The 26056-nt window shown below is 48.0% G+C and carries 24 protein-coding genes; 14 read left to right on the top strand and 10 right to left on the bottom strand.

What is annotated here, in order from left to right; translation table 11 throughout:
• Positions 1–95: 95 nt before the first annotated feature.
• The 3 genes from ABD031_RS18845 to sucD form a co-directional block, all read right to left on the bottom strand.
• Complete coding sequence (locus tag ABD031_RS18845) at positions 96–2423, bottom strand: glucosamine-6-phosphate isomerase (RefSeq protein ID WP_343854227.1); 2328 nt, start codon at positions 2421–2423, stop codon at positions 96–98.
• Positions 2424–2665: 242 nt separating this feature from the next.
• Complete coding sequence (locus tag ABD031_RS18840; protein ID WP_343854226.1) at positions 2666–4120, bottom strand: DUF294 nucleotidyltransferase-like domain-containing protein; 1455 nt, start codon at positions 4118–4120, stop codon at positions 2666–2668.
• A gap of 122 nt (positions 4121–4242) precedes the next feature.
• Positions 4243–5124: a succinate--CoA ligase subunit alpha gene (gene sucD / locus ABD031_RS18835; protein WP_343854225.1), complete on the bottom strand. Its 882-nt coding sequence runs from the start codon at positions 5122–5124 to the stop codon at positions 4243–4245.
• Positions 5125–5327: 203 nt separating this feature from the next.
• Here sucD and ABD031_RS18830 point away from each other — a divergent pair, with 203 nt between their 5' ends.
• Genes ABD031_RS18830 through ABD031_RS18805 form a run of 6 tightly spaced genes read left to right on the top strand, consistent with a single transcriptional unit; the run spans position 5328 to position 9545 of the window.
• Entirely contained in the window at positions 5328–5612 is a 285-nt protein-coding gene (locus ABD031_RS18830; RefSeq protein ID WP_343854223.1) for a hypothetical protein, read from the top strand.
• A 57-nt stretch (positions 5613–5669) separates the two neighbouring features.
• Positions 5670–5915: an ATP-binding protein gene (locus ABD031_RS18825; protein WP_343854222.1), complete on the top strand. Its 246-nt coding sequence runs from the start codon at positions 5670–5672 to the stop codon at positions 5913–5915.
• A gap of 52 nt (positions 5916–5967) precedes the next feature.
• Positions 5968–7143: a hybrid sensor histidine kinase/response regulator gene (locus ABD031_RS18820; RefSeq protein WP_343854221.1), complete on the top strand. Its 1176-nt coding sequence runs from the start codon at positions 5968–5970 to the stop codon at positions 7141–7143.
• Between the two features lie 3 nt (positions 7144–7146).
• On the top strand, positions 7147–7785 hold the full coding sequence (locus ABD031_RS18815) for an ABC transporter ATP-binding protein (protein ID WP_343854220.1): 639 nt from the start codon (positions 7147–7149) through the stop codon (positions 7783–7785).
• Entirely contained in the window at positions 7772–9082 is a 1311-nt protein-coding gene (locus ABD031_RS18810) for an ABC transporter permease (protein ID WP_343854218.1), read from the top strand. The genes ABD031_RS18815 and ABD031_RS18810 overlap by 14 nt, the downstream gene beginning before the upstream one ends.
• Before the next feature lie 25 nt (positions 9083–9107).
• Complete coding sequence (locus ABD031_RS18805; RefSeq protein ID WP_343854217.1) at positions 9108–9545, top strand: hypothetical protein; 438 nt, start codon at positions 9108–9110, stop codon at positions 9543–9545.
• A 128-nt stretch (positions 9546–9673) separates the two neighbouring features.
• On the opposite strand, the gene ABD031_RS18800 is transcribed toward ABD031_RS18805, so the two are convergent.
• On the bottom strand, positions 9674–10495 hold the full coding sequence (locus tag ABD031_RS18800; RefSeq protein ID WP_343854216.1) for an aminotransferase class IV: 822 nt from the start codon (positions 10493–10495) through the stop codon (positions 9674–9676).
• 124 nt (positions 10496–10619) lie between these two features.
• On the opposite strand from ABD031_RS18800, the gene ABD031_RS18795 reads away from it, so the two are divergent.
• A complete protein-coding gene (locus ABD031_RS18795; RefSeq protein ID WP_343854214.1) occupies positions 10620–11042 on the top strand; it encodes a hypothetical protein in 423 nt (140 codons plus the stop codon).
• Here the strand turns inward: ABD031_RS18795 and ABD031_RS18790 are convergent.
• The 3 genes from ABD031_RS18790 to ABD031_RS18780 are packed head-to-tail and all read right to left on the bottom strand — an operon-like array spanning position 11039 to position 12656.
• Positions 11039–11488, bottom strand: coding sequence for a c-type cytochrome (locus ABD031_RS18790; RefSeq protein WP_343854213.1), 450 nt, complete (start codon positions 11486–11488; stop codon positions 11039–11041). The two genes, ABD031_RS18795 and ABD031_RS18790, sit on opposite strands and share 4 nt — an antisense overlap.
• Positions 11485–12117 (bottom strand): SCO family protein, encoded by a 633-nt coding sequence (locus ABD031_RS18785; RefSeq protein ID WP_343854212.1) that lies wholly within the window; start codon positions 12115–12117, stop codon positions 11485–11487. The genes ABD031_RS18790 and ABD031_RS18785 overlap by 4 nt, the downstream gene beginning before the upstream one ends.
• Positions 12114–12656, bottom strand: coding sequence for a CopD family protein (locus ABD031_RS18780; protein WP_343854210.1), 543 nt, complete (start codon positions 12654–12656; stop codon positions 12114–12116). Before ABD031_RS18780 ends, ABD031_RS18785 begins: the two co-directional genes overlap by 4 nt.
• A 54-nt stretch (positions 12657–12710) precedes the next feature.
• Between ABD031_RS18780 and ABD031_RS18775 the strand changes: the two genes are divergently transcribed.
• Genes ABD031_RS18775 through ABD031_RS18765 form a run of 3 tightly spaced genes read left to right on the top strand, consistent with a single transcriptional unit; the run spans position 12711 to position 14858 of the window.
• Positions 12711–13115 (top strand): hypothetical protein, encoded by a 405-nt coding sequence (locus ABD031_RS18775; RefSeq protein WP_343854209.1) that lies wholly within the window; start codon positions 12711–12713, stop codon positions 13113–13115.
• A complete protein-coding gene (gene meaB / locus ABD031_RS18770; RefSeq protein WP_343854208.1) occupies positions 13112–14101 on the top strand; it encodes a methylmalonyl Co-A mutase-associated GTPase MeaB in 990 nt (329 codons plus the stop codon). The genes ABD031_RS18775 and meaB overlap by 4 nt, the downstream gene beginning before the upstream one ends.
• A 4-nt stretch (positions 14102–14105) precedes the next feature.
• The gene (locus ABD031_RS18765) at positions 14106–14858 is read left to right on the top strand and encodes a DUF3298 and DUF4163 domain-containing protein (protein ID WP_343854206.1); all 753 of its coding nucleotides are present in this window, start codon (positions 14106–14108) and stop codon (positions 14856–14858) included.
• Positions 14859–14952: 94 nt separating this feature from the next.
• Here ABD031_RS18765 and dnaA read toward each other — a convergent pair whose 3' ends face one another.
• On the bottom strand, positions 14953–16368 hold the full coding sequence (gene dnaA, locus ABD031_RS18760; RefSeq protein WP_343854205.1) for a chromosomal replication initiator protein DnaA: 1416 nt from the start codon (positions 16366–16368) through the stop codon (positions 14953–14955).
• A gap of 366 nt (positions 16369–16734) precedes the next feature.
• On the opposite strand from dnaA, the gene ABD031_RS18755 reads away from it, so the two are divergent.
• From ABD031_RS18755 to ABD031_RS18740, 4 genes are all read left to right on the top strand, one after another.
• Positions 16735–18126, top strand: coding sequence for a methylmalonyl-CoA mutase family protein (locus ABD031_RS18755; protein ID WP_343854204.1), 1392 nt, complete (start codon positions 16735–16737; stop codon positions 18124–18126).
• Complete coding sequence (scpA, locus tag ABD031_RS18750) at positions 18123–20243, top strand: methylmalonyl-CoA mutase (protein WP_343854202.1); 2121 nt, start codon at positions 18123–18125, stop codon at positions 20241–20243. The genes ABD031_RS18755 and scpA overlap by 4 nt, the downstream gene beginning before the upstream one ends.
• A gap of 41 nt (positions 20244–20284) precedes the next feature.
• Positions 20285–22168, top strand: a complete 1884-nt coding sequence (locus ABD031_RS18745) for a TIGR00341 family protein (RefSeq protein ID WP_343854201.1) — start codon at positions 20285–20287, stop codon at positions 22166–22168.
• A gap of 75 nt (positions 22169–22243) precedes the next feature.
• Positions 22244–23581 (top strand): AGE family epimerase/isomerase, encoded by a 1338-nt coding sequence (locus tag ABD031_RS18740; RefSeq protein WP_343854200.1) that lies wholly within the window; start codon positions 22244–22246, stop codon positions 23579–23581.
• Positions 23582–23729: 148 nt separating this feature from the next.
• Here the strand turns inward: ABD031_RS18740 and ABD031_RS18735 are convergent, their stop codons facing one another.
• Positions 23730–25274 (bottom strand): carboxylesterase/lipase family protein, encoded by a 1545-nt coding sequence (locus ABD031_RS18735; RefSeq protein ID WP_343854198.1) that lies wholly within the window; start codon positions 25272–25274, stop codon positions 23730–23732.
• A 26-nt stretch (positions 25275–25300) separates the two neighbouring features.
• Positions 25301–26002 carry an NUDIX hydrolase gene (locus ABD031_RS18730; protein WP_343854196.1) on the bottom strand — a complete coding sequence of 234 codons (702 nt, stop codon included), beginning with the start codon at positions 26000–26002 and terminating at the stop codon, positions 25301–25303.
• Positions 26003–26056 lie beyond the last annotated feature (54 nt).

Genomic DNA, 26056 nt, shown 5'->3' with positions numbered 1-26056 from the left:
TAAAGTCTATAGATCAGTTATTTGATAAGTCAAGACAGAAATCCACCAAAACATCTCGGAGGCTTTCTGCATAAGTTGTTAATCTTCCGAAGGGATTAGAGCATTCCCTCGATCGATTTTTCTAGCTCTCTGGCAGTAGCCAAAAACTCTTCTACGCTCATGTCTCTAAAGAAAATCAGGCCGTGGCTAGCACGTACTTTTGCCCGATCGTGCTGGTAGAAGTAGTTTTTGCCCAGCAAAAGCTGAATGTCGTTGAGCTGACCGACCCAAGTGCGCTTGGCTACCGTGCTGAACTTACCGTTGTGGGAGTAGCTTGGGAAAGACGCATTGACTTGGCTCATGTAGCAGTCTGCGAAGGAATCTTCCATCACAGACATGTCACCAAGAGAGACCGGCACGATTACGTTGGCTTCGTGTGGCTCAAACTTGAACCAGACGTTCCTATAGCCGATGATGCGCAGATTGCTTGTGTCGTGTTCTGTGCTCCATTTTTTTACTGCTTCTGCAGTAGCTTGGAGTACCTTGTAGTGCGTGTCTGGGCCGGATCCTTCAGGATCGAGTGTCAAGCTGATTTTGGTAGGCTTGATCTTGCGGAACATATCAACGATCGGTTCAACGTCGCGGTTTTTGTCCGGCTGCTCGGTGAAAATATCTCCTGTATAGAAGCCCAGTCTGAGATGGTGTACGTTTTTCACCTGTACGCCAAAGTGCGCCCACACCAATTCTTCTTCAAACTCGCGGATCATGCCTTTCAGCTTTTGGATCTTGGCTGGGTTTTTCTCCCCGTCGTACGAGTTTTTCAAGACACTGATGACTTCATTGATGGTTTCTCGGAGCTGGGTTTTGTTTTTTACCCCGTAGACGATCACGAGCGCGCGTACCAGGCGGTGGCAAAGTCCGCGCTTGCGGGCATAAGGATTTTCCGAAGCTACGTTGGTCAGAAAGTGGTAGACGTCCTTGTCGGTCTTGAGGCTATAGCCTACCTCGAAGAAATCTTCGAAGTTGACCATTTGGATCTTGTCTTCGTCGAGTAGCTTTTTGGTCGTCTGCAGCGTGTCAATGATGAACGTGTTGGTCACGGCCGTGAAACCAGAGGTCAATACCGAGAAATGGGCTTCGTTGCTTGGCTCGTTGAGTTGATTGGTGATATGTGGCAAAATGCCCAAAGAAATATCGTCGTGGTGAGGTCCAGTATGTAGGAGCACCTCGTTTCTTTCCTGCTCCAGGCCTTTGGCAAGCTTGGCGTCTGCCGCTTTCATCACCTGATTGACCGTGTCCTCGTTGAGTCCCGGGATCATCTTGGTGTATTTGTCGGCCTTGAGGTCTTCGATTTTGATTCTGTGTCCGTATTTGTTCAGCTTTTTGCAAAGCTCCAATACTGCGCGCTCTGTCTTTTCAAAGGTCCATTCTCCCTTTTGATAGTAAGCGTAGAGGGAGTCGGTGAGTTTGACCGCAGCGCCTTTTGTGAGGTAGAATCGACCATTTTTCAGTTTTTGAAGGACTGTGCCGGGAAAAACGTTGTTGAGGGGCGTCTCCAGTGAATCTCTCACGATGCCCGCTTTCGCTTCTCCTGCTGCAATAATGATCGCAACAGCCTCCGGATTGTAGACGATCGTGTCCAAGCCGATCGTGATCACCAGTCTGTTGGCAGATACTTCAATACCGCCTAGATCACCGGCAGCGACTGCCTGAGTTTCAAAATTGGTGTCGGTCAGCCGAGTGACTGAGAAAATATGTGACCCGCGGGTGTTGAATGCGATGTGTCCATCGGGGCCGATGCCGCCGAGGAAGAAGCCGATGCCGCCCTTGTCGCGGATGCGCTGCTCGTACTCTCCGCACCACTGATCGATCATATAGATTGACTGCTGCTGCAGTTTCTCCTGAGCATTGATCGGATCGCGGAATCTTAACGAAAGGTCGACTTTCAGATCCGGGAATACCTGACTGAAATGAAGTCCATCAGCCAAAGGAATCTCATCTGAATTGATCAGGATGGCGTTTTCCTTCGAAAGTCCAAAACCCTGGATGTAAAATTTGTTGACGTAATCGTAGAAGCTGTTGTGCTGCTTAGAAGAAATAGGATAAAACTCGTCAATCTGCACGAAGGTCAGGTCTTTCAAAACAGGCTTTTTGGTAGCTCCGAGTCCGTATTTTTCACGAACGTCTTTTCCTTTTTTAGTATCCCAGTTCTCAAGTAGGAATTGAGTCCACTTGATAAAAAACTCAGGGGACTTTCCCGTCGGCAAGCTGATGACTCCTTCAGGGTTTGCTGCAGCCCACTCCAAAAAGCGGCACGCCGTGAGTAACCCAAGCTTTGGGAAATTGTCAACGGTGAGATAGGGGATCAGGGTAGAGATTTTGTCTACTCCGGATTCTGCAAGAAATGCTTTTTCTACTTCGGAGAGAGGATACTTACTGAGCATACTGGTGAGACCGTTTAGTGATGTGAGATTTATTATTCTGGGAATTGCCTATTTCAAAATTTATGACGAATTGATTCTGTGTTTTTCCAAATTAAAATTTATAAAGAATAAATTTTCCAAATATTCATCAAATCCTCTTAGCCTGATCGGTAAATTATTCGTTCGAACAAAAATAAAAATCTTTGGTGAATAAAAAACAACTTTCATAAAAAATTTAAGAAAGTAAATCAGGAAGAAAGAAATTATAGACTTCGGGTAAATGAAATTTTTATCCGTGCTTGGAATTCTTCGATAACTTTAAAAATCTCAATTAGCGTTACCTGCTGAACTTTCGTGAGGTCTTTCAACTTGAGGTAATTCTTTGGTTTCTGGTGCTGGTCAAGGATGTAGCGTGACTGATTCTCCAGTCGTAATGCCATCAGATAGTCAAAAGCATGGGTGAGTTCTTGTGCTTCCTTAGCGGTAAAAACGCCTTTTTCCCGAAGTAAATTGATCCGGGAATTTGTATTGGTTTCTCCTATTCGGTATTTCAATGCATAGACTCGGGCGAGATCTACGATGGGTCGCATGGTCTGTTTCAGGTTCAGTTGTTTTTCGCCGTCGATTTCTTCGGATCTGATCCTTCGGAAAAAAGTCAGGGGTGCTTGATACTGCAGTGCATTGTGGCCCAGGTTGATGAAAAATCGCTCGGGAGCATTCACCAGCAGTTCACCCATGTAATTTTTAAGTTCATTCAGGATCGACAGCTCCCCATAAATTGCCCGGCAATCGAAGAAAGTCGAATAGTTCATGGCTGTCTCCTGTGACGCATCCGAGATCCAGGAGTCGTAGTTTCGTTTCCAATGAGAAAGTGAGTGCGTCCACTTGGGGTTCATCGCCATCAATTCACCTTCGCAAAAGACGATTCCGATGAGGTCCAAAGCAGTAGAGACCCGGGTGGCAAAATTCAGAAAGTAGGCACGAACCTCCTCGCGATGTTCGTTGGCCTTGTCTTCGTAGATGATAGCATTGTCCTGATCAGTCTTGAGGGTGAGTTCACCACGGCCTTCACTGCCAAGCACAAAAAAGACAAACTTGGCCGGCGCCGGGCCGATCTCTTTTATTACCCGCTCGATTACGCGTTGAGTGATCGTGTCGGCTACTGTTGTGATAATCTGATTGACCAGGGCGGCTTTCATTCCCCGACTGATGAGGAGGTGAATGATCTGGGGCATTCTGGCCCATTTGTCGGCCAGCTCCGAGATTTGTCGCGCCTCTTTGACCGATTGGATAAACATAAAAGGCCCCTGACTCTGCTCTGTCAGGACTTTGGTTCTGCTGATCCAGCCTAGGTATCCGGTTTGGTTTTCCACCAAAAGGTAGCGGGCTTTGGTCTGAAACATCAATAGGAGCGCTTCGACCAGAGACGCTTCCGGGGAGATGCTGAGCAGGTCGCTCTCCATGATTTGACTGACGGCGAGATCCGGGGAAAGTCCTCTGGCCAACACCTGATCACGAAGTGTGAGATCAGTAATGTACCCAATGATTTCTTTTTCGGACGGCCCAATGAATAGACAGCTGACCTGTTCCTTGGCCATCCTTTCTGCGCAACTCCGGATCGAAGCCTCTGGTGCAGCGACCCGGATGCTTCGGACATTTAATTCCCGAACTTTTTTAGAATAAAACTGATCGGAAACGAAATGGCTTGGCTCCTGCATAAATTGAAAATACAAAAAGTGATGATGATTCTATTCGACAAAACAAAACCGCCCCGGACTTTTGATCCGAGGCGGCTTATCTGGTATGAAGAGTTTTTCAGTAACTCAAGAGATTTTTTTGATTAGGCGATCACACCAATTGCTTTGGCCATGGTCACTCCGATCTCAGCAGGAGAGTCCACGACGTGTATCCCATTTTCTCTCATGATGCGCATCTTGGCTGCAGCAGTGTCGTCCGCTCCTCCGATGATCGCACCGGCATGACCCATTCTACGGCCAGCCGGAGCAGTCTGTCCAGCGATGAAGCCTACTACAGGTTTTTTGTTTCCAGTCTCACGAATCCAACGGGCTGCTTCCGCTTCGTAATTACCGCCAATCTCGCCGATCATGACGATTGCGTCAGTTTCTGGATCGTTCATCAGCATTTCAACGGCTTGTTTGGTGGAAGTACCGATGATCGGGTCTCCACCGATACCGATGGCAGTAGATACACCCATTCCGGCTTTGGCCACTTGGTCCGCAGCTTCGTAGGTTAATGTTCCTGACTTGGATACAATACCAATGCGGCCTGTTTTGAAGACGAAACCAGGCATGATCCCTACTTTGGCTTCTCCAGGAGTGATGACTCCAGGGCAGTTTGGTCCGACCAATACGCAGCCTCTTTCTTTGATATACGGCTTGGCGATCATCATGTCAGCGACTGGGATTCCCTCCGTGATTGTGATGATCACCTTGATGCCTGCGTCTGCTGCTTCCATGATCGCATCAGCTGCAAAGGCAGGCGGAACAAAAATAATGGAAACATCAGCACCGGTCTTTTGAACTGCTTCTTCTACGGAATTGAAAACAGGTCTTTCCAAATGGGTAGAACCGCCTTTGCCCGGAGTCACGCCGCCGACTACGTTAGTGCCGTATTCGATCATTTGCTGTGCGTGGAATGAGCCCTCAGACCCGGTGAACCCCTGAACGATTACCTTGGAATATTTATTGACTAGTACACTCATGCTTCGATTTTTAAAGTTTGGCACAAAAATAAAAGAAACCACCCGCCGACAAAAGAAATGCGAAACAATCTCAAGGGTAATTTGCCGGGAAAAATCTTTTCCTCCTTTCGATATAGACTGGAGAGGATGATGAAGACTTTCTTCGCTACCAAAATGTCAATCATTAAAATCCGCACAAGGTGGGGCCCAACACATCAAGATGAATGGAACCCGTATTTAGAACTTCTTCCCAATTGGATGTTATCCTCCAATGCGGCGAGCGGCGGCTGTTGACGATCAATTATCTCCTGGATATCGCAAAAATTGAAGCTAACAAAATGCCGGTACTATACACTCAAACCGGGATGAGGGAGTACTTGGAGTCGATCATCCTGCCACTCAAATTGGCCGCAAGGAGAAAAACCCTGAACTTGGAATTCAGATTTCTGGGCCTTCCTTTCGAGCCAATTTGGATCGGAGACTTCTTGAAATGGCCCTCATCGACCTGATCAGCAACTAGACCAGATACACGGAAGCGGACGAAATTTCAGTGATATCTCAGCGGAGTGATAAGTTACCTGTTGCTGGAAGTGATCGATTCCGGAATCGGGATTTCGACAGAGTTTCAACGCAAGATGTTTGACCCTTTTGAGCAAGAGCGCAAAGGAAATGATCGATTAATTGAGGGTACTGGGCTTGGTCTTAGCATCACCAGAATGCCAGTGGAACTCATGGATGGAGAAATCCGGATTTGGAGCGCGAAAGACGAGGGTGCAAAAGTCTTAGTCGAAATTCCATTGCCCGATGCGTAATTTTTGTAATTTCAAACCCTATATGCCGCCATCCCTTTCTTCGACTTAGCTCATGTTTACACTAAAAATCCTCATAGTCGAGGACGATTCAGTTTCCGCACTATTACTCCAGCGAGCCCTTGAAAAAAATTCCCACCAGATCGTGGGTATTGCGGACACTGGAGAGCAAGCACTCGAATTACTGAAAGAAAACTTCGTGGATATCGTCATGATGGATATCAATCTGGCGGGTGAACTCGACGGGATCAAGACGACCGAGATCATCAACGAAAAGTATGATATCCCAGTCGTGTACCTGAGTGCGAGCTCAGATGCCGAGACGCTCAACAAGGTCGTCGGTACCAATCCCAGTGCCTATGTCATTAAGCCCTTCAATATCAGGGAGCTAAACATGGTGATTGAGCTGGCGATTTTCAAGGATCGCAAGGAAAAAGAACTCCAGAAACTTAATAACGAACTCGAAGAGAAAGTAAAACAGCGAACCGCGGAGCTTTATGAATCGAATAAAGAGCTCATAAAAGCATTGGAAAAGGAACGCGAGATTAATGAGCTCAAGTCTCGGATTGTATTGAACGTCTCTCATGGTTTTAAGACACCGCTTACTTCGATTCTTAGTTCAGCTCAGCTATTGCAGATCTATGCTGAAAAAGAGCATCCTTTGAAAATGAAGATTAGCAAGCATGCTTTTAAGATCGAGCATTCTGTCCGGGCCTTGAACAATCTGCTGACCAGCGTTCTCTTCTTTGGCAAAGCGGATGAAAATAAGCTGGAATACAGGCCCAAGAAGATGTTCACGGGGGCTTTTGTGAAGGAACTTATAGATACGGTCAACGCCGGCATCGAAAACGAGGTAACCATCCGATCCAAGATTGGGGAAATGCCGAAAACTATCACCTCTGATCCCGAACTCCTTTACCAGGTTTTTGAAAACTTACTTTCCAACGCAGTTAAATATTCAAAAGAAAGAGGAGTGGTAGAGTTTAATATCCGTTTTTGCGAGAATAGAATTATTGCCGAGATCGTCGACAAGGGCATTGGAATCCCCAAATCGGAGCAGAACAAGTTGTTTGACCGTTTTTTTCGTGCCAAAAATGTGGGCATCGTCGAAGGCTCCGGGCTTGGTCTTTCCATCGTTAAAAAGTGTCTAGATGTGCTCGGTGGAGAAGTTATGTTCGAAAGCGAGGTGGATAAAGGGACGACCTTCTTTGTCACGATTCCAGTAAATTAGCCTATGTTAAAGACCAGCGTTTTGCACTTTGCTCATCCAGGGCAGGCTCAGATTGCTTTTCCGGAATTCAAGCTAGACGCAGGCGAAGCGTTGCTGGTTCTCGGTAGATCCGGCAGCGGGAAGACTACTTTACTCAATCTCTTGGCGGGGTTGCATATCCCACTGAAGGGAGAAGTTAACCTGGATGGTACTAGCCTTTCTGCGCTTTCTGGTCAGGAGATGGATTTGTTTCGGGGGAAAAATATCGGAATCGTGTTTCAAAAACCGCATCTTATCGCGGCACTCAATGTCCGGGAAAATCTAGAGCTGGCCCATTTTTTCAGCAAAAAGAAAGGGCAGGATATTAGATGTTTACTTTCAGAATTGGGGATTGACAGTAAAGCGGAATCCGCCGTACAGACCCTGAGTGAGGGCGAAGGCCAGCGAGTGTCCATCGCCCGGGCCTTGGCCAATAGCCCGAAACTGATCCTCGCTGACGAACCTACCTCCAGCCTGGATGATGAAAATACCGAAAAGGTAATCCACCTACTCAAAACCCAGGCGACCAAGATCGGCGCGGCCCTGGTCATCGTTACACACGACCAGCGCGTCAGAAATCACATCTCCAACTTTATCGAAGTCAAAGCCCATGAATCTGTTTAAGATCAGCTGGAAATACCTGACTTTTAGACCGCTTTCCACCGGGATGAATATATTTTTACTGGCCTTGGGCTTGGCGATTATCACTGTTTTGCTCTTGATCCAGGATCAGTTTGAGAAGAAGATGACCCAGGATGCCGCAGGAATCGATCTGGTGGTGGGGGCCAAAGGCAGCCCGCTTCAATTGATTCTTTCTTCCGTCTACCACATTGATTTTCCTACGGGAAATATCAAGATCGAAGAGGCAAAAAAACTGTCCAGAAACCGACTGATAAAAAATATTATTCCAATGGCTTTGGGAGACAATCTCGAAGGGCTCCGTATCGTCGGTACCAATCAGGATTATTTGGAAATGAATGGCGTCACTTTTTCCCAGGGAAAGACCTGGGAGTTGCCCTTTGAAGTTGTATTGGGTGCAGCTGCAGCGGTCAAAACAGGATTGAAGATCGGTGATGAATTTGCCTCAAGCCACGGGATCAGCGTCGGCAGCCACGAGCATGATGAGCACAACTTTGTAGTGTCCGGGATTCTAGCTCCCCGAGGCAATGTAGTGGATAGACTGATCCTGACCAGCATCGAGTCGGTTTGGTATTCACATGACGAGGAAACGGAGGAATCCACGGCCACCGTAGACTCGGTAGCGATTGCAGAGATTGATTCTGATTCGCTTGAGTCTGATCAATCCGATGAAATGGATCACGATGGGAAATTCGATCAGCCAGTCTCAAAAACCGGATTTCCAGTCTCCGATGAGGACAGGGAAGTGACGACTTTACTTATTCAATATCGCAATCCTATGGCTGCGATTCAGTTGCCAAGGATGATCAATTCGGGGACTTCCATGCAGGCGGCTTCCCCGTCTTTTGAGATGTCGCGCTTGTTTGAGCTGCTGGGTGTAGGTATCGGATTGCTTCAGGGGCTGGCGATCGTGCTGATTGTAGTCGCGGGATTGGGGATATTCATTGCGCTTTACAATTCACTGAAAGAGCGTAAATATGATTTGGCAATTCTGAGAGCCTTAGGCGCATCCAGAGTTCAACTTTTGGTTTTGATTTTTCTGGAAGGATTGATGTTGACCTTTCTGGGAGCGGTTCTTGGCATAGTCTTGGGACACAGCTTTCTCTGGCTGCTGGTCAGCCAAAATGAACAAAGCGTAATAGCGGCGATTCAGCCTTGGATTTTTCTCAAAGAAGAACTTTGGATCATCACTTATGCGTTGTGTGTAGGGATAGTGGCGTCCCTGATCCCTGCCTGGTCGGCCTATCAAACAAGTATTGCAAAGCAACTGACAAAGGCGTAACTAGCAGGCAAAATTGGAAAATGATATGAAAAAGTGGGGGTTTATTCTGGTTTTTGGATTGATAGTGAGCTTGTTTGGCTCTGTATCTAAGGCTCAGGGAGTTTGGAAAAGCCTTACTGAAGTGTCCTACAAGATCAGCGAAGATCAGTTTGGGGAATTGTATGTTCCGGTTTTCTCTGACAATATTAAGAAACTTGAAGGCAAAGAAGTCGAGGCAGATGGCTATATCATACCGTTCGAAGGGATGTTTAAACCTGAACATATTATCCTTTCGAGTCTTCCTTTGGCAGAATGTTTTTTTTGCGGATCCGGGGGGCCTGAGACGGTGATGGAAGTCATGCTGACCAACCCGATCAAGTACACCTCCAAGCGGGTCAAAGTTCGTGGCAAGCTGACTTTGAATGCCAAGGATCCGGAGAAACTCATGTATATTCTCAAAGACGCGAGGCTGATTTTGGAGTAGGCGCAGGGATTACCGTACTAGTCTAATGCTGCGCAAAGGATGGATTGATAAAGTACCGACAGGAATGAAAGCCAAGGATGCACAGATTTGTACTTTCGCCTAAGGTATTTAACCTGTTTTTTTGTTTTCTAGACTACTGTTTCTTTTTCCAGCTTTCTGAATTTCTCCAATATTCCCATGGTGACCGATCCTGGCTTACCACTACCGATTTTTCGGTCGTCCAATTGAGTGACCGGCAAGAGTACCTTGGTGGTGCTGGAGATAAAGGCTTCGTCTGCCTCCCAGACTTCCGCTAGGGAGATCGGTCGGATTATTACATTTCCTGCGATTTCCAAAATCTTTTTCCGCGTGATACCTAACAGGATATGCTGGTCTGGGGTGTGGATTACCCCATTTTTTACAATGAAAAAATTGCTGCGGGAGCTTTCGCTGACCACACCGTTCCAGTGATACAGGACGTCCTCTGCGCCAAGTCGATTCCAATGGACACTGTGCCAGACAGGGAGTGTGTAATTGGTGGTTTTGATGTCGGCTATCGGTCTTACATATTCCAAGGTAAGTAATTTGACGCCTTCTTGGTATTTTTCCTCCGAGGGCATCGAGAGCGACTCTGCGAAGATGAAAAGCTTTCCCTTTGCCGGCGAAAAGTGGTTTTCAGATACTCCGCCGCTCAGGAGCATCCTCAATCCACCGTTCAGCAAATTGTTTTTGTCGATCAGTTCCTTGACGATGGTACGAAGCTGCTCCCGGCTGTAGGATAAAGGTAGGTGGGTTTTTTCCGCCGATGTGGTAAACCGGTTTAGATAATCCTCGAGGAAAAGGGGGCTGTGACCAGTTGTTCGAAAGAAATCAAAAATCCCGAATCCTCTAATCATGCCAAGATCCATAGGATGGATGGTGGCCGATTCGGTTGGAATGATGTTTCCATCAGCAAAGCAGAATGGTTTCATTTTGGAAGATTTTAGTACTCAAAAATAACATCAAAAACTGTTTTATTTAGAGAAACAAAAAAGGATTCACGCTTTTAACTATAACAAGATAAAATTGTATATTTGAGAAGTAAATTCTACTTTGATGAAGTATACTCGTATTGGTTTGGTTTTTAGTTTGTTGATTTTTTTCTCCGCCTGTGGACCAAGTCAGATTGATTTGAACAAGGAAAAGAGGGCTGAGGTGATCGCGGTACACGATGAAGTGATGCCCAAGCTCGGACAGCTCAAGACCTTTGAGAAAAAGGCACTTCAAAAAGCCGGGGAGCTGAGCATGATGGATTCAGTAGATGGCGATCAGGTAAAGAATCTCGAAGGGCTAGCTCTTGAGCTAAACCAGGCCTACGAGAACATGTTTGTCTGGATGCGCCAGTATGAAATCGAGGATGACGGAAAGACCCCCGAAGAGGTCAAGGCTTACTTGGAAGCGCAGATGGTCTTGATAGCAAAGGTCAATAAGGACATCAAAGATGCTTTAGCTAAAGCGGACTCGCTCTTGGCGGATTAGTAACTGTCAGGCCTATTTTTCAGATAGGATTCAATGTCATTTCCCGAGATGACTCCTTCTTCCATTCCCCAGATATTATATAGATAAGTCGTGATTTGTGCTATTTCCAGCGGTTTCAAGTTGGGATTCGGAGGCATGGCTTGATTGTATTTTTCGCCATTTACATTGATTTCTCCCGTTTGACCGTGGCGGATGATCCAAGCGGTGCGGGGAATGCTCGCTTTGAAATAGTCCGCATCCCTGATTGGCGGTATCAGTTTTGCCAAGCCTTCTCCATTCGCCTGATGACAATTCCCACAATGGGATTCATAGAGCGCCTTACCGGGAATCGCATATTGCATCACAGCTGGATCTGATATTTGTGCCAGGGTGTTTTCTTCACTACTGGCTTTTGGAGCACAGGAAAAGGCCAACAGCAAGCTGGTCAGGTAAATCGGGATTCTCATTTTTCCAGCAGTTTTGGAATGTCAGAGATCAGCCGATCGACTTGATCGGACTTGGTGCCGTCATAGACTCCCCGGATTCTGCCATTGCCATCTACCAAAAGAAACGCTCCACTGTGCAGAAATCCTCCCGGTTCCAGCTGATCAGCCATCGCTGTGGTCAGATAGCTGGTTTGGCCGATCTCGAATATTTTCTCCTGATCGCCGGTCAGGAAGTTCCAGGTGGAGGCGTCCGAAACTCCAAGCTTTTCAGCATAGTCTTTCAGCACTGCTTGTGTATCAAACGTGGGGTCGAGCGAATGACTCAGGATCTTGAAGTTTGGGTCGGATTTGTAGTCCTCATATACCCTAAGCATCTCTTTTTTCATGATAGGGCAGATGGTCGGACAGGAAGTGAAAAAGAAATCCGCTACGTAGATCTTTCCAGCCATGTCGGCTTTGGTGACTGTGTCGCCCATCTGGTTGACAAAAGCAAAGTCTGCGATCTCATGATAAACGGTGTCTTGGTTTTCATCCGCATACCGCTCGCCCAAGATGGGAAGCTCGGACGATCCGATTGAGTTTTCCGACGCGGGTTTGCAGGAAATGGCCCCCAGAAGTACCAGTCCAAGAAAAATGCTAGGTGTTTTCATTGTTCTTTTTTAAGTCGATATTTTTTGTAAAGCCGGATACCGAGCATCAGCGTGATGCCTAATCCGATCAATCCGGCCAGCCCCCAGATCATGCTCAGTGTACTTTTGAGAACGATCAGAAAGACAATTGCAAAAAGCAAGATCGTCGAGGCTTCGTTCCAAATCCGGAGTTGGGTAGAAGTCCAGCGGGCTTTTCCTGCCTGAAGTTCTCTGAAAAGCACGTGGCAGAAACCGTGGTAGCAGTACAGCAAAAACACAAATCCAAGTTTGGCATGCATAAAGCCCAACTCCATATAGCCCCAACGGTAGCTAAGTACCCAAGTTCCAAAAATCAGCGTTAGCGCCGCCGATGGCCAAGTGATGATGTACCATAGCCGGCTTGCCATCAGGTCAAGCTGTGGCTTGAGGATGTTTCGTTCCGCCTCCGGTTTTTGTAGCGCTTCGGTCTGGTAGATAAACAGTCTGACGATGTAAAAAAGCCCTGCAAACCAGGTGACTACAAAGATGATATGAAGTGCCTTGACGTACTCGAAACCCATTGTCAGAATTTTGGGCTAAATTAAGGCCTAAAGCCCACAAACCCGCTAAAGTTTTTGAAAAGCAACCGAGTCATTTTCTATCTCCTTGGATTCATCGTACTGATCTTGCTGGTGCAAATCGTCCGATCCAGTTTTTCAAATCCCGGCACTAAAGCTTTCGAAGGGAAGTTTGAGGAGTTGGGTTTTTACAGAAATGAAAACAACACCGGGCCCGTGCTTAGGGTGTATGCGATCCGGGCGCTGGATACGGACATACAATGGATGCGGGAGTTTGCCGACGCCCAGCCGCACACCAAGTACGGAAGAACATTGGTTTTTTTCTTTACTTCTGACATAGACGAAAAGGTTTCTCTCAGTCCTCAAGAGCCGTTTTTTCCGGAGGAACTGCAGCCCTATCTGCTTGCAAAGTTTGAAAAAACACCCATGGGCGAAGGCCGATTTACCTCCGAAGTCCAATGAAAAAAAGACTGGAGCTACAGGAGTACCGAAGCGGAATATTATCCGGTAACCGCGTGATCCTAAGTCAGGCGATCACTTTGGTAGAGAGTTCCCTGGAGACTGATCAGGCTTTGGCCTCGGAGCTGATTCAATCCTTGATGGCTGCTACTGGAAAATCGATCCGAGTTGGTATCACGGGCGTGCCGGGCGTAGGCAAAAGCACCTTTATCCAGGCCTTCGGGAGATTGCTTTTGGATCAGGGCAAAAAAGTCGCCGTACTCGCCGTCGATCCCAGCAGTCAACTGACCAAGGGGAGCATCTTGGGCGACAAGACCCGTATGGAAAATCTGGCCTCCGACAAGCGGGCATTTATCCGGCCGAGTCCCACCGGGACCATACTGGGTGGTGTCAGCGGCCACACCCGTGAAGCAATGCTACTTTGTGAAGCGGCAGGCTTTGACCTGATCTTGGTTGAGACAGTCGGGGTGGGGCAGAGTGAAACAGCCGTGAAAAATATGGTCGACTTTTTTCTCCTGCTGATGCTCGCCGGTGCCGGGGACGAACTGCAGGGAATCAAAAAAGGAATCATGGAGATGGCCGACGGTCTGGTGATACACAAGGCCGACGGAGATAATCTGGAGTCAGCCAAAAAAGCCAAGTCAGCTTATCAAAACGCACTTCATCTTTTTCCTTTGTCAGAAAACTCTTGGTCACCACCGGTAATCTTGGCTTCCTCTGTTGCTGGCACTGGACTTGAGGAGGTATGGAATATGATCAACGAGTTCGAAAGTAAGATGAAGGCCAGTGGTTTCTGGGAAAATAACCGCGCGAAGCAACGGCTTGACTGGCTGGATGATCAGGTTCGGGTTTTGTTGGGCTTGGCTTTTTTGGGAAACCCCGATGTCAAAAATGAGTTAACTCTACAGCGTCCTAAGGTTCAGTCGGGCGAACTCAATCCCGGTACCCTCGCCAAAAGACTAATCCAACTGCTATTTTCCAAAAATTGATTTTATGAGAATTCTGCTTTTTTTTCTTCTGCTTCCCGTTTTTTCCTGCGCTCAAAAGGAGAATGTGGTGTCTGAACCGCCGCAGGATCCACTGTCTTTTGGTCTGGACTCGCTAAACACGGAGAAATGTATCGGAGACAATTGTGCTACGTTAAGGATTGTTTGGCCGGTGGCAAGGGGTCAAAATTCGGATCAGGTAAATCAAACAATCCACGACGAAGTCAGCAAGTATATTATGTTTGGCGACGATCCTACGATGAGTAGAGACTCGCTGATTGCCGGATATTTCGGGATGTTTGAGGAGCAGATGCGGGAATTTCCCGATACTCCTTGGGGCTATGAAATAGACGTGGAGGGCAAGGTTTCCTACGAATCCGACAGTACCGTTAGCATACACTTTGGATGGATGTCGTATATGGGAGGAGCACATCCCAATCACGGAGAGGATTTTGTAAATCTGAATGCAGTCACCGGAGCCTATCTGTCACAAGACCTGTTGATTCGGGATCAGGAGAAACTGAAAGCCGTAGCAGAGCAGAAATTTCGCGAATTCCACCAAATGGCAGATGGAGTGAGCCTAACCGATGACGGACGTTTTTTTCTTCCCGAAACTGGTTTTTTCTTGGCCAACGCGATGGGATTTGATGACGACAAATTTTGGATCGTTTACGTGCCGTATGAGATCGGGCCCTATGCGATGGGAGATACCCACCTGGAGTTTACCAAACAAGAGTTGGGTGATATTGTCCGCTGGTAGGGGGTAGATCTGAAGTTAGATGCTTCGACTCCGCTCAGCAAAAAAAATGAAATTAGCCTTTGACTGGGATTCTTCGGTCTCCGATCTTTTGACCTTAATAGGATCTCATCTTAAACTTCTTCTTCAGTTCATTGACTGAATTGCGAAATCCGGAGTCCGTTTCGATCATATCATTGACTGTCTGGACGGCGTGGATGACGGTACTGTGATCACGACCTCCAAAGTGGTAACCGATGGATTTGAGAGAGTGGTTGGTGAATTCTTTCGAAAAATACATCGCCACCTGACGTGCGATCACGATTTCTTTCTTCCGCGTTTTTGCCTTAAGGTCGTCGAGGTGGATGCTGTAGTATTCGGAGACAGATTTCTGGATGAACTCGATCCCAACTTCCGTTTCGATGTCCTTGATGAAGTTTTTGATCACCGTTTTTGAAAGCTCGAGGCTGATTTCGACGCGATTCAGAGACGCGTGCGCAATCAGGGAAATCAGAATTCCTTCGAGTTCCCGGACGTTGGTGTCCACAGAGTAAGCGAGGTATTCGACCACATCGTCAGGTATGATGATTCCCTCGGACTGCATTTTTTTCCGAATAATCGCCACTCGGGTTTCGAAATCCGGCATCTGAAGATCAGCTGTCAGACCCCATTTGAAACGGGAAAGCAGACGCTCCTCAAGCCCTTTCAGATCTCTTGGCGGACAATCTGAGGTCATGATGATCTGCTTCTTGTTCTGATGCAGGTGATTGAAGATGTGGAAAAACATCTCCTGGGTTCGGTCTTTTCCTGCCAAAAACTGGATGTCGTCGATGATCAAGACGTCCACCTGCATGTAGAAATTAGTGAAGCTCTTCACGTTACCATCTTTGATGGAGTCCATGAATTGGTTTACAAATTTTTCGGAAGAAACATAAAGCACAAACTTATCTTCCGGCCCGTTTTTTATCTCATTGCCGATTGCCTGCACCAGGTGGGTTTTTCCCAAACCCACTCCTCCGTAAACCATCAGCGGATTAAAAGACGTGATGCCGGGCTTGCTTGCCACAGCAAAACCTGCCGAGCGGGCGAGTCGGTTGCAGTCCCCTTCTATATAGGTGCCAAAGGTATAGTTTTGGTTCAGGTTACTTTTGGTCAGCATTTCCGCATCCAGCGATTGCATCTCAAAAGGTGTCTTCACTTCCTGCTGTACTGGTGCTTTCTTTGAGTTGGAATTACCCTGCGGGTACGAAACAGCTATGGGTTGGTTGGATGAGTTCCCCTTGTCCACTACTACCGCATACTCCAGACGACCGGCAGGCCCGAGGGTGTGCTTGATCGCCAGCTTGAGTACGTGCACGTAGTTATCCTCCAGCCATTCGTAGAAAAATTGACTGGGAACCTGGATCGTGAGACTCGACCCTTCCAGTTTGACGGGATTGATGGGTTTAAACCAAGTTGAAAAGCTCTGCTCGTTGACATGTTGTTCTATAACACGCAGACACTCATTCCATACGGCGCTAGCTTCCAAACTCATTTAGAAAAGATTTGCTTGTATTTTGGTAAACCCTGAGCGAAAGCAGGGTGTCAAATTTGTGGAAATTTAACCTAAATAAAAAATCGCCAAAGACTTGAAAAAGTCAAAAATAGGAGAATTTTAGCGCGGTTCGAAATTATATTTGGCTGCTAATTTTATTCCGATTTTATACTACTGTAGTAGATTGTTGTAAGCAAACTTCCTGTGGTATATTCTGTGAAATTCTACTGATTTAATTTTCGTTTGAAAATCAGGAAGTTGGGATTTAGAACACCTAGTTGGATTTTCATTTGATTTTCCAAAGGCAATTCTCAGGGCATTCGTTATTTTTGATTCTACCTGAAAATAGACTCTTACCAACCCACTATGACCAAAAATTTGTTCAATGAGTTTTCTGTTTCAGCGAAAGGGGATTGGGAAAAACGCGTAGTCCAGGATTTGCGCGGAAAGGATTTTGATTCTAGCCTGAAGTCAAGGCTTTGGGAGAAAATTGAGGTCGAGCCTTTCTATACTTCGGAGGATTTGCAGGGAAAGGCGCCAGTCCAGCACAGATTTCAAAAGGAATCGGAGATTCCGGGCATGCCTCCCAGGCAATGGGCCAATATGGTCAGTGTGTTTCCCGGCGATTCGGTGGATTCAGTTCTGCGTGCGCTCCAAAATGGAGCAGAAGGACTGGTGCTCCATCTTTCAGGATTTGAGGATCTATCGGAAATCCTGAAAGGGGTAAAACCGGAGTACATTCCGATTTTGATCCAACCGATCGGGAACCCGATAGCTGCGATAAACACTTTTTTTACTTGGATAGAAAGTCTCGATGTACCTTCTGATAACGTTACGGGCGGCTTGCTATGGAGTCCGTCAGATCTGGTGTTTGATCATAATGGGGAATACGAACTGGCGATAGAGATATTTCAGGAGTTACTTGAGTTGACTGAGTCCTTTCCCAATTTTAGATCCTTTGCGGTAAAAACTTCACGCTACTCCGAGTCTGGTGGAAACCCAATCGATGCGGTAGTTTTCGGCTTGGGGGAATTGATCGAGCTGATTGATCTGAGCGGGGAAAGCCCAGCGAAAGTATTTCAAAATATGTTGCTGGACGTGGCGGTTGCTGATCACCACTTCGGAGAGATCGCTCGGTTGAAAGCATTTCGAATGGCGACAGATGCGCTAGGTAGCTTGTATTCAATCGAGTTGGCTGAGCGTGATTTGATCTTGCTTGCCAAAACGGCTCATTGGTCAAAGTCGATCTTGGATGTGAATTCCAACCTGATCCGACAAACGTATGAAGCGATGGCGGCTGTTCTTGGTGGAGTGAATTTGCTCTGGACAAGCCCTCTACACGAAGAAAGTGCAAATGATTTGGAAAGAAGAATCGCCAGAAACGTCTCTTCGATTTTGAGGGAAGAAGCTTATCTGGACAAGGTCATTGATCCGGCATCGGGATCTTTCTTTTTGGAAAAAATACAGGCGGAAATCCTCGCTGAGATTCAGCAGGGCCTCAGAGATCTGGAGGTAAAAGGCGGGTGGCTTGCGGTCTTGAAATCCACAGAGATCCACTCTAAGGTGAAATCACACCGGGAGAAAATCCAGAATGCTGTCTCCGAGAAGCAGATCTCAAAGATCGGAGTCAATAAATTTGTTGCCTCCGGCAATCTCAAAAATGACTTGGAATTCGAGTTTTTCGAAGAAAAATCCTACGAACTCAAGCCGACAAGAGCGACGTACTTGGCTGAATGGCAAAACCAATCCGACGGATGAGACCTGACTTGAAAAACTGGAAGGCTGCGACGCACATCGACTCCGATCGGGTTCAGATTTCCGCATGGGAAGCACCGGAGCAGATTTCGATTCCGGCCCAATTTGACGCTGAAGAGATCGCCGCGCTCAGTCATATGAGCTTTTCCGCAGGCGAGCCGCCCTATCTTCGCGGGCCATATGCGACCATGTACATTGAGCGGCCATGGACGATCCGGCAGTATGCGGGCTTTTCCACTGCAGAGGAGTCCAATGCATTTTACCGGAAAAATCTGGCGGCCGGGCAAAAAGGCCTATCTGTCGCTTTCGACTTGGCGACGCATCGGGGCTACGACTCGGATCATCCGAGAGTGCAGGGAGACGTGGGCAAAGCTGGGGTGGCCATTGATACGGTGGAGGACATGAAGCTGCTTTTTGATCAAATTCCATTGGGTGAGATGTCTGTCTCCATGACGATGAACGGCGCGGTGATCCCGATATTGGCGTTTTACATCGTGGCGGCAGAAGAGCAGGGGGTAAAGCCAGCACAGCTTTCGGGGACTATCCAGAATGACATTCTGAAGGAATTTATGGTGCGGAACACCTACATCTATCCACCGCAACCAAGCATGCGCATCATCGGCGATATCTTTGAATTCACGTCCAGAAATATGCCGAAGTTCAACTCGATCTCAATCTCCGGCTATCACATGCAGGAGGCCGGTGCAACAGCGGATTTGGAGTTGGCCTACACCCTGGCGGACGGGCTGGAATACTTAAAAGCAGGGATCAAGGCGGGATTAGATATCGATGGTTTTGCTCCGAGACTTTCCTTTTTTTGGGGGATTGGGATAAATTACTTCATGGAGATCGCCAAGATGCGCGCTGGAAGATTGCTCTGGTCTAAGATTGTCAAGCAATTTGAGCCCAAAGATTCGAAATCTATGGCCTTGCGTACGCACTGTCAGACCTCAGGCTGGTCGCTCACTGAGCAAGATCCTTTCAACAATGTGACCCGTACTGCGGTTGAGGCCCTGGCAGCGGTCATGGGACATACCCAATCTCTCCATACCAATTCCCTGGATGAGGCGATTGCTTTGCCGACGGACTTCTCTGCTCGAATTGCCAGAAATACGCAGTTGGTGCTTCAAGAGGAAACAGGAATCACCCAAGTGGTGGATCCTTGGGGAGGTTCTTACTATGTGGAATATCTAACAGATCAATTGGCGCGAAAAGCCTGGACACTGATTGAAGAGGTGGAGAAATTGGGTGGAATGGCCAAGGCAATTGAAGCAGGGCTCCCGAAGCTTCGCATCGAAGAGGCAGCGGCAAAAAAACAGGCTCGGATCGATAGCGGGAAGGATGTCATCGTCGGAGTCAATCGCTATCAAGTGGATGAGGAGAGTCAAATCGAGGTCAGAGACGTAGACAATCAGTCTGTGAGGGAAGCTCAAATCCTAAGCTTGAACCAAGTCAAATCCAGCAGAAATCAAGCTGAAGTGGACAAAAGTCTCAACTTGCTCACCGACGCAGCACACAACGGACACGGTAATCTATTGGACTTGGCAGTAGATGCAGCTCGAAAAAGAGCTACTTTAGGTGAAATCTCCCTGGCGATGGAAAAAGCTTTTGGTAGGCACAAAGCCCAGACCCAAACCATCTCGGGCGTATATTCAGCAGAGGTGAAAAATCAGGATTCGTTCAAGAAGGCACAAGAATTATCTGACCGATTTGCCGAGATGGAGGGGCGCCGTCCCCGTATCTTGGTCGCCAAGATGGGTCAAGACGGACACGATCGTGGTGCCAAGGTGATTGCCACGGGGTTTGCGGATCTGGGCTTTGACGTGGATATTGGGCCGCTCTTTCAGACCCCTCAGGAAGTTGCCGAGCAGGCTGTCGAAAATGACGTGCATTTGGTTGGTGTTTCTTCTTTGGCTGCCGGGCACAAGACTTTGGTGCCGCAGTTGATAGGAGCTTTGAAAGAACTCGGACGGGAGGATATTCAAGTTGTCGCCGGCGGCGTGATTCCCCAAAAGGACTATGAGTTTTTGTTTGATGCCGGTGTTATTGCCGTATTTGGCCCCGGGACAGTACTTTCAGAAGCGGCGACGGAGATTTTGGATAAGTTGATGAAATCCTAGACGCCAAATCTATTTTTTCGTTTTTTCTAAATTGATTTTTGATGCAAGACTACGTGTTGGTATATGACCAGGAACTCGAAAAGGATGAGATCGACTCATTCACCGAAAAACTGGATCCCAGCCCCAGTCGAACCCTGACCTTTTCGGAATTTACTTTGGGGGATTTTGGAGAAGAGGATTGCCTCTTATTTTGGGTGTCGGACGAGCAGGCTATGCAGGTCATCGAGGAGGCGGACAGCTCAACTCCCGTACTCGGTTTTCTCCCCCATCCCAAACTTGTCCAAGTACGAAAAGCGCTGGGGATCCCCTCTTCCAAGTCTGATGCATTTAAGTTGTTTTTGGAAAAGCAGGACGCGGATTCGATGGATGTCCTGGAAGTGGACGGGAAGGTATGTATCAACTCGTTGGTGATCGGCAAGTCGCTCAGTGTCCTCTACGATCCCGGCGACTATCATTTCTTCAGTGCCTTCAAAAACCGGCTTTCCCGCTTTTTGAATCTTTTCCGAAGGGTGAAGCTTCAGAACTATCGCATCACCATCAAAAATCAAGAGGAGGAAAAGAAGTTGGAAGTCGCCGCGATGGGGGTATTGGTGGTGGGGCACAACGAGTCCAGCTTGGTATTCAAGAGGTTGATCAAAGACTCCGGTTTGAGTGACGGTTACCTGCATGTGATCGCTTTTGCCCCGCGCAGCCTTTTCTCCATCATTGGCTTTGGCTTGCAAAATCTCTTCTTTCCCATCAAGGGTGGCAGCATCCCTGAGTTTGTCAGCTACTGGTCGGCAGAAGCGATGGAAATCGAGGGCATGGACTCGGAGCTCAGCTATGGGCTCGATGGACAAGAGGGGAGTGCGTCGAAGCTTTCGATTAAGATTTCCGAGCAAAAGCCCCGGGTCAAGACGGGCTTCTCGGACGAAAAGAGCGAGACCCCAAAGCGGAAAGAACTCAATCTAGGTAAGTTGCCGACCGGAAGATCTCGGGAGGAACTGACCCGCAGCTACCTGCCCTGGGTAGGACACGCCACTACCGACGAATTCAAGGGTCTCTTTACCCTTCTGAAGCAAAACGCCCAGACTTCGTCCAATTACCTGGTCTTGATGGCGCTGTCCACGCTGATTGCGACTTTCGGATTGTTTGCCGATTCTTCGCCAGTCGTGATCGGTGCGATGATCTTGGCTCCTCTGATGGGGCCGATTATTTCCCTGGCCATGGGAGCGCTCCGTCAAGATGGGATTCTGGTCAAATCGAGCTTGATTACACTGTTTTGGGGGATTTTGATCGGTTTGTTTTTCGCGGTGTTCATTACCTGGCTCACTCCCTTGGACGGTGTCAACTCGGAGATCCTGTCGCGGATCAGGCCAAACTTACTCGACTTGGGCATCGCGTTGGTGTCGGGTGTAGCGGGCGCCTATGCCCATGCCAAGGAGGAGATTGCAAAGACGCTAGCTGGAGTCGCTATTTCGGTTGCTTTGGTGCCGCCGCTGGCAGTGGCTGGTATAGGTCTCGGCTGGGGCGAATGGAATGTCTTTGGGGGAGCTGCTCTGCTGCTGGCGACCAACCTCGCGGGGATAGTGATGGCTGCCGCCTTGACCTTTCTGGTGTTGGGTTTTAGTCCTTTTCGCGTTGCTAAAAAAGGCCTGTTGATCAGCTTGGTTTTCTTCGTTTTGGTGACTACTCCCCTGGGCTTCAGCTTTAGGAACATGGTGCTGGAAAATAAGCTAATTCAAGAACTCAGCGGCAAGCGCATTCCGCACGGCCTTCTTCGTGAGGTCAAGGTCATTACGCTGAATCCCCTGCGCATCTCCGCAACCATCCTGTCAGAAAGGGAATTGAAAGCCATCGACTACAAGGAAATCAAGCGGGAGATTGAAGAGGAGATCGGTCGTTCGGCCGATCTGGAGCTTACCCTTGGGATTCGGATCAAATAGTGAATTGGACTTGGCTCTGTTTCCGCAGTTGACGGATACGGAGGTGGTCAGTACTAGATTAGAAAAAGACACCTTATGAAAAATCTTACTTTTCCGGTAATACTCGCATTGGTAGTCATTCATTTTTCCTGCCAAAAGGAAGATACCAATGCCCACCTAGCCGATCAAATTGAGCATCATCTCCGTACGGAAGTGCTGGATAAGTGGTATCCCCAGGCAATGGATATTGCGGATGGAGGGTTTTTGAGCGCTTTTTCCTATGACTTCAAGCCCGTCGGCGATCAGGAAAAGATGATCGTGACCCAATCCCGCCATGTCTGGACCAATGCCAAAGCGGCTGAGCGCTATCCTGAGGTAGCGCATTATTCCGAAGGAGCCAAGCACGGCTTTGTTTTCCTCAGGGACAAATTTTGGGATGCGGAAAACGGCGGATTCTTTTGGCTTTTGGATAAAAAAGGAAATGTCAAAGGCGACTCTGCTAAAACCGCCTATGGCAACGCTTTCGGCATCTTTGCCCTGGCTGCTTACTACAATCAAAGCGGCGATCCAGAAGCCTTGGATCTTGCCAAAAAGGCATTCTATTGGTTGGACTCGGGAGCACACGATCCCGTGCATAAGGGATATTTCCAGCATTTGGATCGGTACGGGAAGCCCAGAGTTCGGCCTGCGGACACGCCAAGTTCTTCTGACTTGGGCTACAAGGATCAGAACTCTTCGATTCATTTGTTGGAGGCATTCGCAGAGTTATACCAGGTTTGGCCGGATGATATGCTCCGAAGTAGATTGGAGGAAATGCTGATCTTGATCCGGGATAGCATTGTGACCGATCAGGGGCATTTGACTTTGTTTCTGTATCCGGACTGGAAGCCGGTGAGCTTTGCCGATTCGGCTGAAGCGGTGATTGAGGCGCATCACCAGCTGGACCATGTATCTTTTGGGCATGACGTGGAGACGGCGTTTTTGATGTTGGAAGCTTCCCATGTTCTCGGCTTAAAGGACGACCTGCGGACTTTGGAAGTCGCCAAAAAGATGGTGGATCAGGCTTTGAAGCTGGGATGGGATGATGAAAAAGGCGGGTTTTACGATGAAGGCTATTATTTCAAAGACGGCTATCGAGTGACTCGGTCTACCAAAAACTGGTGGGCTCAGGCAGAAGGTTTAAATTCTCTCCTATTGTTTCACGAGCTATATCCCAAGGACCCCAACGACTACTATGGGAAGTTTCTCCAGCTCTGGGGCTACACCGATGCCTGTTTGATCGACCACGAATACGGAGATTGGTATGCAGGTGGGCTAGATCAACAACCTGAGCTCAAGACCGCCAACAAGGGCCATATCTGGAAAGGAATCTATCACCATTATCGATCTCTAGATGCGGTGATTGAGCGACTGAGGAAAATGGAGGAAGAATAAATAGTAATAATTGTAAGTAGTCAGAGGCGGGCAAGCTTCCTGTATTTCCGGATTTATTTTGGAAGCGCAAGTCGAGCTTCGTGGAAGCACCACAGTGGAGAAAGCGGTGTGCTATGATACTTTTCGAGAAACAGGATTACCCGGTGAGCTACCTATTCAAACTCTCCATAAACTTCATCTGTGGCCAAAATGGCAAAGCGCGTGTTTTGACTTCAGCGCCAAGTTCATTGACCATTGGGTTTTCTGGGTCAAAGACTGGCCACTCTGGCAAGCCTTCTCCATTTGGATTGCCGGTTTTCACGAAGTTGAGCCAGTACCCTGACATGGTCTTTTCCAGATCGTAATCGGTTGGTTCAAAGGGCTTGTTCCAGTTTCTCAGCGTGTGGAGGGCATAGCTGAACTCTGCCGAGTGGAACGCCCCAAAGCTGGGCTCGCCTGGGGGAATACGGGTAAAATAGTACATGTACGCGTCCTTTTGGCCTTTTTCGCTTTGCATCTTGGCCCAGGTGTAGTTTTGCATGCCAAAGAAAAGTCCGCCCATCATGTTTTGGGTTTCAGCTAGGATCTCGGGGCTGTCCGCTGGGAAAAGCTCCAAATACTCTCCGGCACGGCCGCCATATTGTTTTTTTGCATTGGCTTTAAACTCTTGCGGCGTCACTGGGAGATTTCCGGAGACCCGGTCGTCTGCATTCCAACCCGTCAGCAGCGGGACATCTGAGAAAGTGCCCTCTTCAAAACTTTGCTTTACACCCGGCACGACTTTGCCGTCGATGACAACACTGAATCTGCCTCGGATTTTCAGGATGCTGTCTGCAGCAATCTCCCGCAGCGCAGCGATGGACGAGATTCCCAGCGTGTCGAGCAATTTTTTGCCACTTTCTTCCGCACCTGCTAATCCGGAAACCAATCCTGTTCCTCGGTTGAACATCCCTCCACTTTGGGCGATAGCTTTGTGAAAAAGTCCCTTTGCTTTAGGGGACACGACCAATGCATTCACACTGAAAGCACCGGCGGACTGTCCGGCGATGGTGACGTTGTCCGGATCTCCGCCAAAAGCGCTGATGTTTTTCTTCACCCATTCCAAAGCCGCAATCTGATCCAATATGCCGTAGTTGCCGGAGGTTTGATCGGGGCTTTCTGAGCTGAGTTCGGGATGGGCAAAGAAGCCCAACATGCCGACTCGGTAATTGAGATTGACGACCACGATGCCTTCTTTGGCCAGATCCTCTCCGTCGTAAAGCGGGACGGAATTGCCTCCGGAGTTAAACCCACCCCCATAGATCCACACCATGACGGGACGCTTTTCACCGGATTTTTCCGGAGCGGTCCAAATATTTAGGTAGAGACAATCTTCAGAGATGGGCTCTTTTGGGATGAGAAACTCCTCAGACCAAGCAAAAAACGGAACGGGGGGATTCTGCATCGGTGCCGGAGGGTTATCGACACAAGCTTTGATGCCTTTCCACGGAAGGACTGATTGAGGAGCTTTCCAACGCAAGTCACCGACTGGAGGAGCTGCAAACGGGATTCCCTTGAAGATCTTGACCTGTCCGCTGGAGTCGGTTTTGCCGGAAATCAGACCACCCTCGATAGGTACCGATTCGACAGAAATCAAGAGATTGTCGACTTTACTTTCGCAGGAAAAAAAGAGGAGTCCTGCGGATACTATCAAAAGTAACATGGCGTTTTTCATGGCTTTTGGGTTTGATCAACGTATTTTCAACGCTTGAAACTATAGAGATACGGAGCCTTATGGCTCTTGCCGGTGTAGAGTTTTTCGTGCCTTTCCAAGATGTTTAGGCTGAGTAATTTACGTTGAAAACTGGTACGGCGCAGCTTTTCTCCCAAGATCGCCTCATAGACCGATTGGAGCTCGTTCATGGTGAACCTTTCCGGAAGAAGATTACCACCAATGAGTTTTCGATCTAGGTTTTCCCGAAGCGTTTGAAGTGCTTTTTGGACAATCTTATCGTGATCGAAGATCAACTCGGGAAGTGTTTCGACTTCATACCAAGCAATGGAATCTGAGAGCGCATCGGGGGTGAGGTTGACTTTCTCGTAATCCAACAGCGCATAGTAGCCGATAGAGAAAAATCGGTCCAGCATCCAATAGTCGTCCGGTACGGGATGACCGTTAGCCTGAAGGATGGTCTTCATATAATTCGGCTGCGCCCGTTCCATCGATCCAAACGTGTGAAATTGCTCCAGATAAATGTCTGTCAATCCGGTTCGTTCGAAGAGTCCTCTTTTGACAGCATTTTCCAGATCTTCGTCCTTTTTGACGAATCCGCCTGGTAGCGCCAGCCAGCCGGTAGCGTGGTATTCCATGAGGAGGATCTTGAGTTTTCCTTTGGAAAAACCAAAGATTACAGAGTCAAAAGCGAGATGGGGAATGTATTGGGATGAGTCTGGTAAGGGCATGTTTGATCTAATTCCGGTCTAAGTAACTAGGATTTTTCTGGAGAAGCAACTATT

The sequence above is a fragment of the Algoriphagus jejuensis genome, from assembly GCF_039523455.1.
Taxonomy (GTDB): Bacteria; Bacteroidota; Bacteroidia; order Cytophagales; family Cyclobacteriaceae; genus Algoriphagus; species Algoriphagus jejuensis.
This window is presented reverse-complemented; position numbering and strand designations above follow the sequence as displayed.

Excerpts from the sequence above, each read along its gene's own strand:
- ABD031_RS18845 (WP_343854227.1), bottom strand. The coding sequence starts at position 2,423 with ATGCTCAGTAAGTATCCTCTCTCCGAAGTAGAAAAAGCATTTCTTGCA.
- ABD031_RS18840 (WP_343854226.1), bottom strand. The coding sequence starts at position 4,120 with ATGCAGGAGCCAAGCCATTTCGTTTCCGATCAGTTTTATTCTAAAAAA.
- sucD (WP_343854225.1), bottom strand. The coding sequence starts at position 5,124 with ATGAGTGTACTAGTCAATAAATATTCCAAGGTAATCGTTCAGGGGTTC.
- ABD031_RS18830 (WP_343854223.1), top strand. The coding sequence starts at position 5,328 with ATGGAACCCGTATTTAGAACTTCTTCCCAATTGGATGTTATCCTCCAA.
- ABD031_RS18820 (WP_343854221.1), top strand. The coding sequence starts at position 5,968 with ATGTTTACACTAAAAATCCTCATAGTCGAGGACGATTCAGTTTCCGCA.
- ABD031_RS18815 (WP_343854220.1), top strand. The coding sequence starts at position 7,147 with ATGTTAAAGACCAGCGTTTTGCACTTTGCTCATCCAGGGCAGGCTCAG.
- ABD031_RS18810 (WP_343854218.1), top strand. The coding sequence starts at position 7,772 with ATGAATCTGTTTAAGATCAGCTGGAAATACCTGACTTTTAGACCGCTT.
- ABD031_RS18805 (WP_343854217.1), top strand. The coding sequence starts at position 9,108 with ATGAAAAAGTGGGGGTTTATTCTGGTTTTTGGATTGATAGTGAGCTTG.
- ABD031_RS18800 (WP_343854216.1), bottom strand. The coding sequence starts at position 10,495 with ATGAAACCATTCTGCTTTGCTGATGGAAACATCATTCCAACCGAATCG.
- ABD031_RS18795 (WP_343854214.1), top strand. The coding sequence starts at position 10,620 with ATGAAGTATACTCGTATTGGTTTGGTTTTTAGTTTGTTGATTTTTTTC.
- ABD031_RS18790 (WP_343854213.1), bottom strand. The coding sequence starts at position 11,488 with ATGAGAATCCCGATTTACCTGACCAGCTTGCTGTTGGCCTTTTCCTGT.
- ABD031_RS18785 (WP_343854212.1), bottom strand. The coding sequence starts at position 12,117 with ATGAAAACACCTAGCATTTTTCTTGGACTGGTACTTCTGGGGGCCATT.
- ABD031_RS18780 (WP_343854210.1), bottom strand. The coding sequence starts at position 12,656 with ATGGGTTTCGAGTACGTCAAGGCACTTCATATCATCTTTGTAGTCACC.
- meaB (WP_343854208.1), top strand. The coding sequence starts at position 13,112 with ATGAAAAAAAGACTGGAGCTACAGGAGTACCGAAGCGGAATATTATCC.
- ABD031_RS18765 (WP_343854206.1), top strand. The coding sequence starts at position 14,106 with ATGAGAATTCTGCTTTTTTTTCTTCTGCTTCCCGTTTTTTCCTGCGCT.
- dnaA (WP_343854205.1), bottom strand. The coding sequence starts at position 16,368 with ATGAGTTTGGAAGCTAGCGCCGTATGGAATGAGTGTCTGCGTGTTATA.
- ABD031_RS18755 (WP_343854204.1), top strand. The coding sequence starts at position 16,735 with ATGACCAAAAATTTGTTCAATGAGTTTTCTGTTTCAGCGAAAGGGGAT.
- scpA (WP_343854202.1), top strand. The coding sequence starts at position 18,123 with ATGAGACCTGACTTGAAAAACTGGAAGGCTGCGACGCACATCGACTCC.
- ABD031_RS18745 (WP_343854201.1), top strand. The coding sequence starts at position 20,285 with ATGCAAGACTACGTGTTGGTATATGACCAGGAACTCGAAAAGGATGAG.
- ABD031_RS18740 (WP_343854200.1), top strand. The coding sequence starts at position 22,244 with ATGAAAAATCTTACTTTTCCGGTAATACTCGCATTGGTAGTCATTCAT.
- ABD031_RS18735 (WP_343854198.1), bottom strand. The coding sequence starts at position 25,274 with ATGAAAAACGCCATGTTACTTTTGATAGTATCCGCAGGACTCCTCTTT.
- ABD031_RS18730 (WP_343854196.1), bottom strand. The coding sequence starts at position 26,002 with ATGCCCTTACCAGACTCATCCCAATACATTCCCCATCTCGCTTTTGAC.